Here is a 14,600-nt window from a genome sequence, read left to right on the forward strand (position 1 = left end):
GCTATACCAGTAAAATATAAACACCTGCAAACATAATTACTGCCCCGATAGATTTCTTTATCAGCACAGAAGTAGAAATATCCTCTTTGATAATGTGCGGAATAAAGAGTGTTAGTAGTATGCCAATTAGTATTGCGTAAAAGGACTGAACCTGCATAACAACAGTAACTAACCCAGCAGATGGAGCTATAGCAAGAGCTTTCTTGATACTCATTTGACCGAAAAAGTCCAAGACATTGTTCCATGAAAACCAAATGTATTTTCCTGCTCTTGCAGTTCTAATTCCTTCAATGACTTGTTTGCGTATTGACGGAATAATAAACATTGTTAGTCCTGCTAAAGCAGAACCCAAATTGTCGAGCATAAAATAATCCCAAAATGACATTTTCGTTAGCCCGTAATCTATGAGCAAAGTCATTATTGACCACATCAAAATCGCTATCAGTATCATCCCGAAACCCTTTATGAATATGCCTTTACTTTTTTCAAACGAGACAATCGTTGCGCCAACTAGAACAATCACGAATCCCAAAAGTTCATTTGAGGATAGTGTTTGACCCAAAAAAGTAAAGGCGAGTATTACAGTAATGACAGGAATGAGTTTAAAAAGAATCACAAGGGAAGATGTATCACCTTGTTCGAGAGCTTTTCCATAGAAGCCATAGGAATAAATAAGTATCATTCCTGTTGCGATTGATATCAAAGAAAAAATATCGAGTTCTGGTCTTCCTGCAAAAATGAATATTCCCGCAAAGAATATCCAGCTAGTTATTGTTGAAAAGAAAACGAAATCAAAAATCCCTTTTGTATATTTACCGAGAATATATTTGTCCACAAAATTAGATGAAGCCCAAAATAGTGGCGCGAGTAGTGAGAGAAAAATCCAGCTCATATTATTTAATTAGCTCCTCAATATCAACATTGAGAGCTTTGGCTATTTTACTCACCACAAAAACCGAAGGTTTTTTGATGACACCTGTTTCGACCTTTGTAAGCGTTGTATAGGGGACATCCGCTTTACGAGCAAAATCGTCTTGAGAAAGACCTAATTTTGTCCGTAGTTTCTTGATTTTCTGTCCTAGTTGGTTACTTTCCATATATTGATAACATAATACTGTTGCTTGTTTTCGCTTGCAGTATTATAATAACAAATATGAGAGATTTATTCAATAATTTTGTAGCCGCTGAATTTCCGAAAAACCCCAGTCCGAAACCCGCCCGCATTCCTCCCCAGACCCCTCCTGCGGGCGGGAAATCAGCCGAGGCAGGGCGAATCCATTCCCCCAGACAAATTGTTTCGCCCTGCCGAGTCCATTTTATTAGTTTTAATCGTTTGGATTTTGCTCGAAATAGCTTCGAACTTTGTCCAACAAACACCGCATCAAATCGGAATTCAAATTTCCGCCCAAAATATGGTCGGCGCGAAGCGCCGTCTGTTCTGAATTCCCCCCAAAAAATCCTGAATCTGCAAGGATTCGCCACGCTCCGCGTGGCTCCTCGTTTGCCAATACAATTATGAAAAATCAAACCAAAAAGTTTTTTATTTATACTCGCAAGTCTACGGACGACAAAGACAGACAAGTTCGCAGTATTTCTGATCAGTTAGCAGAACTGAAAGATTTGGCGTTAAAAGAACAACTGGAAATTGTTGATGTCTTTGTCGAAAAACAGACCGCCAAAATACCAGGTCGCCCAGTATTTAACGAAATGTTGGAAAGAATGGAAAAAGGCGAAGCATCTGGTATTTTGGCGTGGCACCCCGATAGACTTGCAAGAAACAGCGTTGATGGTGGAAAAATTATTTATCTTGTTGATACCGAGATTATTCAAGATTTGAAATTCTCAACTTTTTGGTTTGATCCGACACCGCAAGGAAAATTCATGCTCTCAATTGCTTTTTCGCAATCCAAGTATTATGTGGACAACTTATCCGAAAACATAAAGCGAGGTCATCGCAACAAAGTGAAAGATGGAATATGGCCTCAAATGGCTCCACTTGGATATGTAAATAAAAATAGAAAGATTGTTCCCGATGAGAATATTGCACCTTTAATCAAGAAAACATTTGAGGCATATTCTTCTGGATCTTTCACTTTGCGACAACTTCGCGACAAATTTAATGAACTTGGATTGAAGCGAAAAAGCGGAAAGGAGCTTGCGGTGTCGAATTATCAAAAACTTTTGAAAAATCCTATATACACAGGGCTAATGCTTTACAATGGCGAAATCCACGAGGGTAAGCACGAACCGATTATTACAAAGAAACTTTTTGACTCCGTTCAGGAAGTGATGATGAGAAAATCTAAACCTCACTCGAAAGGTCTAAAACCATTTTTATATAGAGGATTTTTCCGTTGCGGAGAATGTGGCTGTTTTATCACTACCGAAACACAAAAGGGTCATAACTATTTGCGATGTACCAAACGGAAAAATCCTTGCTCGCAAAAATACACTCGTGAGGAAATCATCACTTCCGAAATTCAAAAAGAAATCAAAAAAGTTTCTTTGCCAGACAATTGGGCTAAATGGATGTTAGCTGAAAACGAAAAGGATAAATTGGTTGAAGCCCAATCGTCTACGCTTTTTGCGGATTCAACAAAAGCCGATATTTCTCTTTTGGATTCCAAGATTGAGAAGCTGATGAACGCTTACCTAGAGAACGCACTTTCACTAGACGAATATCGAGATATGAAAAACAAACTTGTGAACGAAAAACAGCTTCTCAAAGAGAAATTATCAGCTTTTGAGCAAAAAGCGAATAATCGGTTCGAACTTACCGAAAAGTTTTTGAAATACAATATAGAATTGGCAAACGAGGGAATAAATGAAGAGAAACTTCATTTATTCAAAAAAGTCGGTTCGAACTTTATTATTGAAGCTCGAACCGTACTTTTTGAGCCACGCGGAGCGTGGCGAATCCTTGCAGATTCAGGATTTTTTGGGGGGAATTCAGAACAGACGGCGCTTCGCGCCGACCATATTTTGGGCGGAAATTTGAATTCCGATTTGATGCGGAGACGGAGGGATTCGAACCCTCGAAGGCTTTCACCTTGCCACCTTTCCAAGATGGTGCACTAGACCGCTATGCGACGTCTCCTAGTCCTGTCCCGAAGGACAGGACAGGCCAATTCTACCCAAAAGGTAGAAAAAACCCGGTATTCCCTACTATAAAATTTCGAAAATACCAATTTATACCCCACACATAAAAATATGATGGGGTAAAAAAGAACATTCGCACGATACTATACTAGAGTTCTAAATTATTTGCAAAATCACTTTCCTAGAAGTGCTTTTATCCTCGCCTCTACTGGTGGATGTGTTGCAAACAAACCTTTTATTTTTGATCCACCAAAAGGATTTGCGATAAACATATGAGCTGTTGCTTTGTGTGTGACCTTCATGGGACTACTATGCTGACTTATCTTCTGAAGTGCGTTTGCCAAACCTTCTGGATATCTGGTAAGCAACGCTCCAGATGCATCAGCAAGAAATTCTCTTTTTCTAGATATCGCTAATTGGACTAAAGTAGCAAATATAGGAGCAAGTATAGCTAGTACTATACCGATCAGTACTAAGATGTTGCCCTTGCTGTTTCTATCACTTCCACCTCCATATATACGTGACCTTAAAAAAGCATCGGCTATAAGAGAGATAAATCCAGCCAGTACTACAGCCACAGTGGAAACCAAAATATCTTTGTTACCTATGTGAGAGAGTTCATGAGCAGCCACCCCTTCGAGTTCACTTCTGTCTAAAATAGAAAGTATTCCTGTAGTAAAAGCTATAGCAGCATGCTCTTTGTTTCTACCAGTAGCAAAAGCGTTGGGAACTGGGTCGTCGATGATGTATATTTTTGGTTTTGGTAAACCAGCTGTTATTGCTAGATTCTCTATAATATTATGCAGATCACGATACTGAACTTCGTCTGCCAGTCTAGCTCCAGAAACTCTAAGAGCTATGTTTGCACTATTCCAATATGAAAAAATATTCATAAATAAAGCAAAGATAAAAAATATATACAGTATAGAAGGGTCACCATATATTTGGGAAAAGACAAAACCGATAGCTACCACAAGCACAAAAAAAGTACTCATGAGTAGCCATGTCTTTCTTATGTTTTTATCTTGTTGTGTATAGAGTGTGGCCATAGTATTATTCAAAAATTTCTGTCCCGACAGATGGTAACTCCAAATCCGGTATATCCTTAGCAGCTTTGTTAATAGAATATGCAAAAAACACGAGTACAAAAAGTGATACAACTATTAAAACATTCGTTAACCAATTCATGTATGTTTTATAAAAATCCAAAGTAGTCTAGATATTCTTGGTTTGTAGTAGATATGTCATACAAAAATCCGTCTATCTCAATGATATAGTAATTACTTTCTCCGAATTCACCTGGTAATGTCCAATGTTCAAAAGTAAGATTACCGTTTGAAACTTCACCTATATATGTACGAGAAGATATAAGTGTTCTCCACTCAGAAGGGTTCCCTGGTATAGTTATAAGCATCTTCTCACTATTCTCATAAATAATTTCATATGACACGGCGGCGTACTTCCCTGTAGACATTTCTCTTTTTGTAACAGAAATATTGGGTGTATCAACATAAAAACCGTATTCTGAGTTTTCGTATTCCATAGGATGTTCTCCTAAAAAACTATCTGAAGCATCTTCGCCTTCTGGCAAATTATATACCGTCTTTTCTTCTTCTAAATTATTTACAATATCGTTTTTAAATAATCTGCAAATATATATACCTAAAAACACAAAGAATAGTACAAATATAATTAATAATATTTTTTTTGTTTTATTATCCATATACAATTAATCTATCCAATAATTTAAAATTTTACTTCTACCGGCTGGTTTTCTACTCCATCGTCTGGAATATCAAAGAATTCCATTTTTTTAAAATGAAATATACCTGCAAAAACATTTCCTGGAAACATTTCTATTTTTGTATTTAGATCACGAACGTTTGTGTTATAGAATCTTCTAGCTGACTGAATCTTGTTCTCTGTGTCAGAAAGTTCACGCTGAAGTTCCAAAAAGTTTGTGTTGGCTTTTAGTTCTGGGTACGCTTCTGCGATACCAAAAATTCCAGTTATGGCTTGCCCTAGAGCAGCTTCTGTTTTTGCATGTTCGCCTGCTGATCTTGCACTCATGGCACTAGCTCTAGCTTCTGTAACTTTTTCAAAAGCAGTAGATTCATGAGTAGCGTAACCTTTTACAGTATTTACAAGGTTTGGGATTAGGTCATAACGACGCTTTAGCTGGACCTCTATATCTGCCCAAGCCTCCTTGGTTCTGTTTATAAGACGTATAAATCCGTTGTACATACCGATAAAAGTACCGATTAGCACAACAAGTATGATTAGTGTTATTCCTCCAATTGACATATATAAGTGTTACTCCTAAGAGTAAAGTGAGTTAATTACCGACTGATATCAATTATAACAAAAAATCGACCCAAAAACCACGAGATTTTTTCTCCTTGACGAGGATTGATGCTGTGATATAAATAAGAAAAATCGCTAGAAAATGGATAAACAAAGGTGGATTGGTGTTTACATCAACCACAAAAAAGACACCGCTTATCTACGGAGCGGAGAAGACCCTTTTGATCTTCTCCAGAGGCTCACAATTGGCAAAAAAATACTCGGGATAACCACAATAAACAAAAGAAGACGAAAAAGACTTCATGATTTGTTGAGGTATCTCAAAGAGATAAGTGAGTAACAAAAAACCCTCCAAGTGGAGGGTTTTTTTTATTTGTTCTTTGCGTTTTTGGCAAACACGACAAGTAGTGGTGATGCAATAAATATAGAAGACCCCAGAACAAAAGAACCGCATGAATTCATGCGGTTCTTTGTACGGGGCGAGAAGTGATTATTTTTTTATCCTTCCAATTCTTTCCAATGTAACCAATAATGGACTTGCGATAAATATTGAAGAGAAAGTACCAACTATCATACCAACCATCATGGTCATAGAGAATACTTTTGTAGTTTCTGGACCAAACAGTACGAGTGCAAGAAGAACAAGTACAACAGTAAGAGATGTACTTATAGATCTTGTGATTGTTTCTTTGATACTTACTCCGACAACTTCGTCAAACTTCTTTGGGAAGTTATTTTGTTCGTTGATAAGCAGGTTCTCTCTTATCCTGTCGAAGACAACAATAGTGTCGTTTACCGATACACCGAGTACAGTTAGAAGAGCCACAACAAATAGTGTGTTTATCTCGGCTCCGGAGAACATAGAAAGTAAGACGTAAAATCCAGAAGTTATAATAACGTCATGAAGAAGAGTTATAACAGCAACAACTCCATATTTCCAAGATGAAACTGGTTTTGAAACTTTTCGGAAAACATAAGCGATAAATATAATTATTGCTATAACTACAAGTATAAGTGAGTATATAGACTTGGTTTTGAGTTCTTTACCAATACTAGGGCCTATTGTTGTAAAACTCTCTAGTACAACTTCCCCATCATAAGAAGAAGCTATAGCGTCTAGAAGCTCTCCCTTTTGGTTTTCGTTTAGAGTATTTGTCTTGATAGAAACGAAGTCGCCTTGTTTTTGAACAAGAGATGAATCTACAAAATCTAGACCAGAAACAACATCTGAAACTACTAGATAGTCTAGTGGTGCGCTGTTCCCAGAAATAAGAGCCTGTGATCCACCGGCAAACTCAATACTTTTTGGTATTGGTTTTAGGAAAAATCCAACGATAGAAAGTACAACAAGTGCTATCGAGATAGAAAAGTATATTTTTTTGTTTTTGATTATATTCATAGGTCTAGTTTTTCTTGTGGCTAAATTTTAAGAATCTCGAACCAAGCTTCTCACTCATTGCGAAAGAAAGTAGGAAGTGTCTTGTGATAGTTATAGCGGTAAGCATAGATACAAGCACACCTATTCCAAATGTAAGAGCAAATCCCTTGATAACAGAAGTACCGAACCAGAAAAGAATTGCAGTAGAGATTATAGTTGAAACGTTTGAGTCTCTTATAGATGTCCATGCTCTCTTGAATCCTTCTTCTAGAGCATCCTTTGGATTGGATCCTTTCTTGAGCTCCTCTTTTGTTCTTTCAAATATAAGTACATTGGCGTCGACTGCAAGACCTATAGATATAATAAATCCGGCAATACCAGCAGCTGAAAGTGTAACTGGCATGTACTTAAATATAAACATCATGATAGCTGTATATATGATAAGCGAGATAGAAGCCACTGCTCCAGGAAGTCTGTAGTAGAAAACGAAGAATAGTGTTATCGCGAGTATTCCAAGTAATCCTGAAAATAGTCCTTGATCAACTGCATCACTTCCTAGGCTTGGACCTATTGTTTCTGTAGAAACAAGTTCTATAGGTATAGGTAGCGCACCAGCGTTTAGTCTAGAAACAAGTTCTTTTGCTTCTTCCCCAGTAAAGTTTCCAGATATTTCTGCTTGTCCGCCAGAAATGGCATCTCTTATAACAGGACTAGATACAATATCTCCATCTAGAAAAATAGCCAATGTTTTGCCAATATTGTCTTTTGTGATTTCGTAAAATAGTTCACTACCTTCAGAATCAAACTGTAGTCCAACGATGTATCCGTTTAGATTATTGCTATCGAAAAGTAGATTTGATCTCTTCAAGTATCGCCCAGTTAGTTCAGTTCTCTCATAGTAGTCATCCCAATCTATATTTTCTAGATCCACATCTTCTACATTTAGATTTTCAAAAGCTCCTTCTTTTTCTAGTCGGAACTCAAGTAGAGGAGTTTCTCCTATTGCCTTTATCGCTTCATCTATATCTGTAACACCGGGCAAGTCTATAGCTATTCTATTTTCATCATTTATACCTTTTGTTACGTGAACAGTTGGTTCTTTGACACCAAGAACGTTGATTCTTTTTTCTAGCAAATCTCTCAATACAGAAAGTTGGTCATCTATGTCTTGATTCCCTTCTATCGAAGAAGTGTCAGCTTGATAAAGAAGGTGTGATCCACCCTTGAGATCAAGTCCAAACGTATAGTCTCTACTCCCTGAAAAAGCCAAAAAGCCGAGAAATCCCGACAAAACAAGCACTAACAAAGATATTATGATGTGTTTCTTCATAGGAAATGATATTACTCCTTATTTGCCCTTTTTGCAATAAAGATTTTGTCTATAAAATGATAAGTATATTTTGCAATTAAAATACCCCAAATAGAACCAATTACTACGTCTGAAACAAAGTGAACCCCAGAGACAACCCTAAACAAAGAGATCAAAATAGCTAGTACAAAATAAAATCTAGAATACTTGGGATAAAATTTGCTCATCATAAACGCCATAGCAAAGAAAAATACAGCGTGTCCAGAAGGAAAAGATCCTGAACCTATTTTATCTATAATTGGCTCTATGTTTTGGTTTTGGACAAATGGTCTTTCTCTTAGAAAAGAGATCTTGAGAATTAGCGAACTTGTCCATGCAAAAAGTGAAACAAATATAATAGAGTATGTTGCTTCTATATCTCTTCGTAGTTTTTTCAAGTTAGAAGATAGAGACTCTCCTTCTTCTTTAAGAATTTGATTTATATCCTTTTTTCCAAACAAAGAAAAGAAAAACTTTTTTATATCGAAAGAAAAAATACTTATTCCCATGAAGTTCGTAGCAAAGAAGTCTCGTATTATGTTCCTTATAAGTAACAACAATGTCACAACTATAATTATCGTTCCTAAATCTCGCGCCAAAAAAACAGCCATGGCACGAGAAAAATCAGTAGAAAAAACACTTTGGAGATTTATTATTATGTCATTTTCTATGTTTCCCATAATTAAACTATACCCTCAATTTCTTGTGAGATTTCTGAACGATGAGAGGGTCTCTTGTATCGCCCCATAGCCAAAACTATACCAAGTAAAATAGATTCAACCAAAATATGTGATCCACCGTAACTCATAAAAGGCAGTGGAATTCCCGTTACAGGCATAACTCCGAGGTTCATACCTATGTTTACCAAAATGTGTGAGAAGAAAAGTATGGCGACACCACTACAGAAAAGTATCTCAAAATTCGTCTCCCCTTTTTCTGCCGTATTTATGATCCGCCACAACAAAAGGAAAAAGAAGAAAAGCAAAACCATTACCCCAACAAAACCCCACTCTTCCGAAAATGCCGCAAAAACAAAGTCTGTTTCGTATTCTGGCAAAAACTCTAGTCTAGACTGTGTACCGAAACCAAAACCTTTACCCAAAAACTGACCCGAACCGACTGCGATTATAGATTGGTATGTGTTATAACCTGCACCCTGAAGATCAGATAGAGGGTTTATAAAAGTAGAAAGCCTTTCTTTTTGATATGGTTGAAAAACAAAAAACCACATAACTATAAATGCTGCGAGACAAATTCCGCCAAGTATAGAAAGGTGTTTTCTTGATATACCAGCGACTAGTGCCATACCAGCCCAGATGAAAAACAGTACCATAGCAGAACCGAAATCAGGCTGAAGGAATATAAGTCCAAACGGAACTGCCATATATATAAGAGAGATAAATATATGTTTTAGTCTCTTTATTTCTATGTGTCTTCTAGAAAAATACTTAGAGAGTATGAGTATAAGTGCAAGTTTCGCCAAGTCAGATGGCTGAAAAGATAAAAATCCAAAATCAAACCAGCTCTTTGACCCCTTTACTGTTGAACCGAAAATCAAAACTCCCACAAGAAGAAACATAGCGATTCCATATACAGTCAAAACAACTCCAGATCTTTTCAAGAAACGCGTATCGATAAGTGACACAAGGAACGCAATAGATAGTCCTAGAAAAACCCACATAAGTTGTCTTCCGAAAAAATCTGCCTCCCCTCTTATGGAGTGAAGAACGGAAAGACTAGAAACCATTATCGGAATAACAGACAAAAAAAGGTATATATCAAAATTTTTCTTAGTTTCTCTAAATGTCATTTTACTGTGAGTAGTAATACAAGCTCTCGTCGTACAGAGTATAAATCTCGATTCTAGGTGAAACTACATCGATAGGGTTTTGCCAAGAAAAATATATTTTTCTAGAACCAAAACCTTCTATTGGGTCAGAGTATGTAGAAGACGCCGCAAGAGCGTTTCCATTTTCATCAAACAAAACTGCAACAAACTTTGTTCTAGGAAGTGTCTCTGCTTTCTGGTTTGTAACAGTTGCCTCGACTCTCGGTCTTGTGGTTAGATCATAAACTCTTTCGTTATCTATTCTAGTTATAGAAACAAGTGATCCTGGATCTACAATCTTTATCCAACTAGCAGAGTCGAGCCAGTCAAAAGTCGCGCTTTTTGGTATAGAGTTTCCCGTAGCTATTCCTCCTTCAAAAATAGCGATCTCGGAGTTTGGTGGAAGGTGTGTGTAACCTTGAACTCGTGTTATGAAAAGATTGTCTTTATCATAAAGTCTAAACTCATAAGGTCTAGAATATCCATAAAGATCCAAGTTTGGATTCTCAACAAGCGCAGCCACACTATAAACTCCAGGCGCTACTTCAAAAAATCTTGTCCAATAAACTTTTGCAGGAGGAACGAGCTCTTCACACATAAGTCTACAAGAACCACCGCAGTCTACTCCTTGTTCTCCGCCATTTTTTATACCGTCAGAACATGTAGGCTCTTTTGAAATCCTGGGCCATGCACTCAAAAAAACAAAAATGCCAAAAACCATAATTATAAGAAAAAGTATAAGTAGTTGCCTCTTGGCAGCCCAAGCTCTAGCCATAGTAAACTTTATTATAGCATGAAAAAAACCGTTTTAGATAAACAAAAAACCCTTTAATCTAGAGACTATTCTAAAAAACTTTGTGCTGGCGACAACCTACTTTTCCCTAAAAGAGTATCATCGGCTCAACAAGGCCCATCCAAACTATGTTTGAATGGGTAAACTTAACCCCGAACGAAAAAATTCATTACTTAGTGCTGGCGACAACCTACTTTTCCCTAAAAGAGTATCATCGGCTCAACAAGGCTTAACTTCTCTGTTCGAAATGGGAAGAGGTGTGACCCTTGTGACAAATCACCAACACTAAATAATGAATCTAAAATAAAATGGATTTTTCGTTCGGGGCATGCTTCTCTCTTGAAATAAGAGGTGCTGCGTCCCGTACTGAGCTTTGCTCTAGTATGGGATGACCCTTGTGACAAATCACCAACACAAAACTTTCTAAAATCTAATCTCTAGATTAAAAGGTTTGTGTTTTTTGCTTTTGTTTTTGGTAAAAATCGTAAAATTATTTCATCTATTGATGCTCATATTTCCTAATAGGATCGGGTAATTAGTACTTCTCGGCTGAACACATCACTGTGCTTACACCTAAAGCCTATCAACCAGATCATCTCTCTGGGCCCTCAAATGATTCCTCATCTTGAAGTTGGCTTCCCTCTTAGATGCTTTCAGAGGTTATCCATTCCCAACATAGCTACGTGGCGGTCCCGCGGGCGCAAGAGCCACTACACCAGAGGTCAGTTCACTCCGGTCCTCTCGTACTAGGAGCAAATCTTCTCAAGAATCAACGCCTGCAGTAGATAGGAGACCAACCTGTCTCACGACGGTTTGAACCCAGCTCGCGTACCTTTTTAAATGGCGAACAGCCATACCCTTGGGAGCTTCTCCACCCCCAGGTTAAGGTGAGCCGACATCGAGGTGCCGAACTCCGCCGTCGCTATGGACGCTTAGGCGGAACTAGCCTGTTATCCCCGGAGTAGCTTTTATCCGTTAATCTTCAGCCGCGTCTAATGCGTACTGTCGGTTCACTAGGTTCCACTTTCGTGCCTGCTCGGGATGTACCCCTTACAGTCAAGCCAGCTTATGCCCTTACACTATCGGCACGGTTTCCATTCGCGCCTAGCTGACCTTTGTAAACTCCTCCGTTACTCTTTAGGAGGAAACCACCCCAGTCAAACTACCCGCCAGATACTGTCTCGAAACGTTTTTGCCGTTTTGATTAGCATATATCAATAGAAAGAGTGGTATTTCACTGACGACTCCACTATCCCCAAAAGGATAGCTTCAAAGTCTCCCACCTATGCTACGCAGTCACTCAATATACACAATACCAAGCTGTAGTAAAGCTTCCGGGGTCTTTTCGTCTAACTGCAGGTAACCGGCATCTTCACCGGTATTGTATTTTCACCGAGCAAATCCCCGAGACAGTTCCCCAGTCATTACACCATTCGTGCGCGTCTGAACTTACCAGACAAGGAATTTCGCTACCTTAGGACCGTTATAGTTACGGCCGACATTCACTAGGGCTTATATCAGTCAGCTTGCATCAAGCTGAGCACGATAAGAATTCAAAATTAGAAATTTAAAACTCAAAAGTTTTGACTTTTGACTTTTTATTTCTGACTTGAAAATATCACGCTCAATTATGATGCAAACCGCCAATATTTAACCTTCTAGCATTGGTCAGGTGTCACCCCCTATACATACTCTTACGAGTTCGCAGGGAGCTGTGTTTTTGATAAACAGTTGCCAGGGAGTCTTTCGCTGCGGCCCTCCACTACTTTAAACACTTCCGTGTAAAAAATAACAAAGAGTTATAATTTTATGTCTCGATTATCTCGTATATCTTTTGTTGTTTATACTTATTTATTTTCTTTACTTAACTCTTTCACTTTTTTGGAAATATCCAAAGTAGTGAAGGGCAAGCCTTATTCCAAAGTTACGGCTGCTATTTTGCCGAGTTCCTTGGGGATCTCTCACTCGTTCGCCTTGGTCTTCTCGACCCAACCACCTGTGTCGGTTTGCGGTACGGATTCTTAAAAGTTATGCTTAGAGACTTTTCTCGGAAGCGTGCTCAAGATAATTTGCCTAAGCGTACTTAGACATTTTGACGACACTTGCGCTTATACTGTCCGGATTTACCTAGACAGAACACTTATGCAATCAACAGAAATCCAATAATCTGCTATCTCTACTACACTCCGTCCTCCCATCGCACTTTTAAGAAGTTACGGAATATTAACCGTATGTCCATCGGGTTCGGTTTTCACCATCCCCTTAGGCCCGACTAACCCTTCGTCGATCATCGTTGCGAAGGAAACCTCGGTTTTTCGGCGGCAAGGGCTCTCACCTTGCTTGCGGTTACTTGTGCCAACATTCTTACTTCCACACGCTCCACCGTGGCTCACGCCTTCGGCTTCAACGCAAGAGTGGAATACTCTCCTACCACTACATCGATGCGAACATCGATGCAATCCTAAAATTCGGTACGATACTTAGCCCCGATTATTTTCGGCGCGAAATCTCTTGATGAGTGAGCTGTTACGCTTTCTTTCAAGGATGGCTGCTTCTAAGCCGACCTCCTCATTGTCTAAGAAATATCACATCCTCGTTTTGCACTTAGTATCGATTTAGGGACCTTATTTATAGATCTGGGCTGTTTCCCTTTTGACTGATGGAGCTTAGCCCCCATAGTCTAACTGTTTGTTAATTAATCTCTAGTATTCGGAGTTTGATAGGTATCGCGAGATTTCTCCCTATCAATACCTTCCAGTGCTCTACCCCCAGAGGATAAAACAAACGCTAACCCTAAAGTTATTTCGGAGAGAACCAGCTATTACCAGATTCGATTAGCTTTTCACTCCTTACCACAAGTCATCCCAATGTGTTGAACGGCATACGGGTTCGGACCTCCCCCTTTCTCTCGAAAGGGTTCATCCTGCTCATGGTAAGCTCATCTGGCTTCGGGTCTTATGTATACTACAAAATCGCGCTATTAACACTCGGTTTCCCTGAGGCTCCACTCCGTAAAGAGCTTAGCCAGGCAGCATACATAAACTCGTTGGCTCATTCTTCAATAGGCACGCCGTGGAGGACATAAATGCCCTCTCCGACTCCTTGTAGACACATGGTTTCAGGTCTATTTCACCTCCCTCTCGGGATACTTTTCACCTTTCCCTCACGGTACTAGTTCACTATCGGTCCCTACATATATTTAGCCTTACCGGTTAGTTCCGGCAGATTCCCCCAAGCTATTCATGTCTTGAGGTACTCAAGAATAACAACAAAAAAGATGTGAGTAATTTCGAATACAGGACTATCACCTCCTATGGTTGTGCTTTCCAGCACATTTTTCTATTACCACATTTTGTAACTTTTTACGTAAAACGTCGTTGTTACCTTACAACCCCCGTCCAATATTGGTTGTTCAAAACAAGTTTCAAACAACCAATATTGGACAGGTTTGGGCTTCTTCCGTTTCGCTCGCCGCTACTCAGGAAATACTATTTGGTTTCTTTTCCTCCAGGTACTGAGATGTTTCACTTCCCTGGGTGCGCTCCTAACAGTCAAGCTGTTAGATTAGAAAGGTTCACTTTCTAGGGTTCCCCCATTCGGAGATCTCCGGATCAAAGGTTATTAGGCACCTCCCCGAAGCGTATCGCCGCCATATCACGTCCTTCATCGCTATGTAGAGCCTAGGCATCCACCATGTGCCCTTGTTTCCTATTAGGAAACACAAGCACCAACAAAATAAAATACAATTTTTACCTATTTTCTTTCCCTGTTTTTCTTGTACGCAAAGACCCCGTAATAAAAATTATTAAAGTCAGTACAAGCCACAGGATTCATTTGTCATTGTTCGTTC

At 38.9% G+C, this 14,600-nt stretch carries 11 protein-coding genes, 1 tRNA gene, 2 rRNA genes and 1 pseudogene; 2 read left to right on the forward strand and 13 right to left on the reverse strand.

The window, feature by feature from the left end; translation table 11 throughout:
- Position 1 precedes the first annotated feature (1 nt).
- Complete coding sequence (locus tag H6791_02145) at positions 2 to 892, reverse strand: EamA family transporter (GenBank protein ID USN94542.1); 891 nt, start codon at positions 890 to 892, stop codon at positions 2 to 4.
- A gap of 1 nt (position 893) precedes the next feature.
- Complete coding sequence (locus H6791_02150; GenBank protein USN94543.1) at positions 894 to 1,097, reverse strand: helix-turn-helix transcriptional regulator; 204 nt, start codon at positions 1,095 to 1,097, stop codon at positions 894 to 896.
- 418 nt (positions 1,098 to 1,515) lie between these two features.
- On the opposite strand from H6791_02150, the pseudogene H6791_02155 reads away from it, so the two are divergent.
- Positions 1,516 to 1,974: pseudogene (locus tag H6791_02155) on the forward strand (recombinase family protein).
- Positions 1,975 to 3,012: 1,038 nt separating this feature from the next.
- On the opposite strand, the gene H6791_02160 reads toward H6791_02155, so the two are convergent.
- From H6791_02160 to H6791_02175, 4 genes are all read right to left on the reverse strand, one after another.
- A tRNA-Ser gene (locus tag H6791_02160) sits at positions 3,013 to 3,097 on the reverse strand.
- A 175-nt stretch (positions 3,098 to 3,272) separates the two neighbouring features.
- Positions 3,273 to 4,148 (reverse strand): zinc metalloprotease HtpX, encoded by an 876-nt coding sequence (locus H6791_02165; GenBank protein USN94544.1) that lies wholly within the window; start codon positions 4,146 to 4,148, stop codon positions 3,273 to 3,275.
- 146 nt (positions 4,149 to 4,294) lie between these two features.
- Positions 4,295 to 4,822, reverse strand: coding sequence for a hypothetical protein (locus H6791_02170; GenBank protein ID USN94545.1), 528 nt, complete (start codon positions 4,820 to 4,822; stop codon positions 4,295 to 4,297).
- A 23-nt stretch (positions 4,823 to 4,845) separates the two neighbouring features.
- Entirely contained in the window at positions 4,846 to 5,403 is a 558-nt protein-coding gene (locus tag H6791_02175) for a LemA family protein (GenBank protein USN94546.1), read from the reverse strand.
- Positions 5,404 to 5,545: 142 nt separating this feature from the next.
- Between H6791_02175 and H6791_02180 the strand changes: the two genes are divergently transcribed.
- The gene (locus H6791_02180; protein USN94547.1) at positions 5,546 to 5,743 is read left to right on the forward strand and encodes a hypothetical protein; all 198 of its coding nucleotides are present in this window, start codon (positions 5,546 to 5,548) and stop codon (positions 5,741 to 5,743) included.
- Positions 5,744 to 5,893: 150 nt separating this feature from the next.
- On the opposite strand, the gene secF is transcribed toward H6791_02180, so the two are convergent.
- The 7 genes from secF to H6791_02215 all read right to left on the reverse strand — a co-directional run bounded on the left by secF (position 5,894) and on the right by H6791_02215 (position 14,460).
- A complete protein-coding gene (secF, locus tag H6791_02185; GenBank protein USN94548.1) occupies positions 5,894 to 6,802 on the reverse strand; it encodes a protein translocase subunit SecF in 909 nt (302 codons plus the stop codon).
- A gap of 4 nt (positions 6,803 to 6,806) precedes the next feature.
- A complete protein-coding gene (secD, locus tag H6791_02190; GenBank protein ID USN94549.1) occupies positions 6,807 to 8,111 on the reverse strand; it encodes a protein translocase subunit SecD in 1,305 nt (434 codons plus the stop codon).
- A gap of 11 nt (positions 8,112 to 8,122) precedes the next feature.
- A complete protein-coding gene (locus H6791_02195) occupies positions 8,123 to 8,809 on the reverse strand; it encodes a phosphatase PAP2 family protein (protein ID USN94550.1) in 687 nt (228 codons plus the stop codon).
- Positions 8,810 to 8,811: 2 nt separating this feature from the next.
- Positions 8,812 to 9,939 carry a rod shape-determining protein RodA gene (rodA, locus tag H6791_02200; protein ID USN94551.1) on the reverse strand — a complete coding sequence of 376 codons (1,128 nt, stop codon included), beginning with the start codon at positions 9,937 to 9,939 and terminating at the stop codon, positions 8,812 to 8,814.
- A gap of 1 nt (position 9,940) precedes the next feature.
- The gene (locus tag H6791_02205) at positions 9,941 to 10,732 is read right to left on the reverse strand and encodes a hypothetical protein (protein USN94552.1); all 792 of its coding nucleotides are present in this window, start codon (positions 10,730 to 10,732) and stop codon (positions 9,941 to 9,943) included.
- 195 nt (positions 10,733 to 10,927) lie between these two features.
- A 5S ribosomal RNA gene (rrf, locus tag H6791_02210) occupies positions 10,928 to 11,034 on the reverse strand.
- Positions 11,035 to 11,276: 242 nt separating this feature from the next.
- Positions 11,277 to 14,460, reverse strand: a 23S ribosomal RNA gene (locus tag H6791_02215).
- Positions 14,461 to 14,600: the final 140 nt, after the last annotated feature.

Source organism: Candidatus Nomurabacteria bacterium (assembly GCA_023898605.1).
GTDB lineage: Bacteria > Patescibacteriota > Minisyncoccia > Phycocordibacterales > UBA9973 > HK-STAS-PATE-34.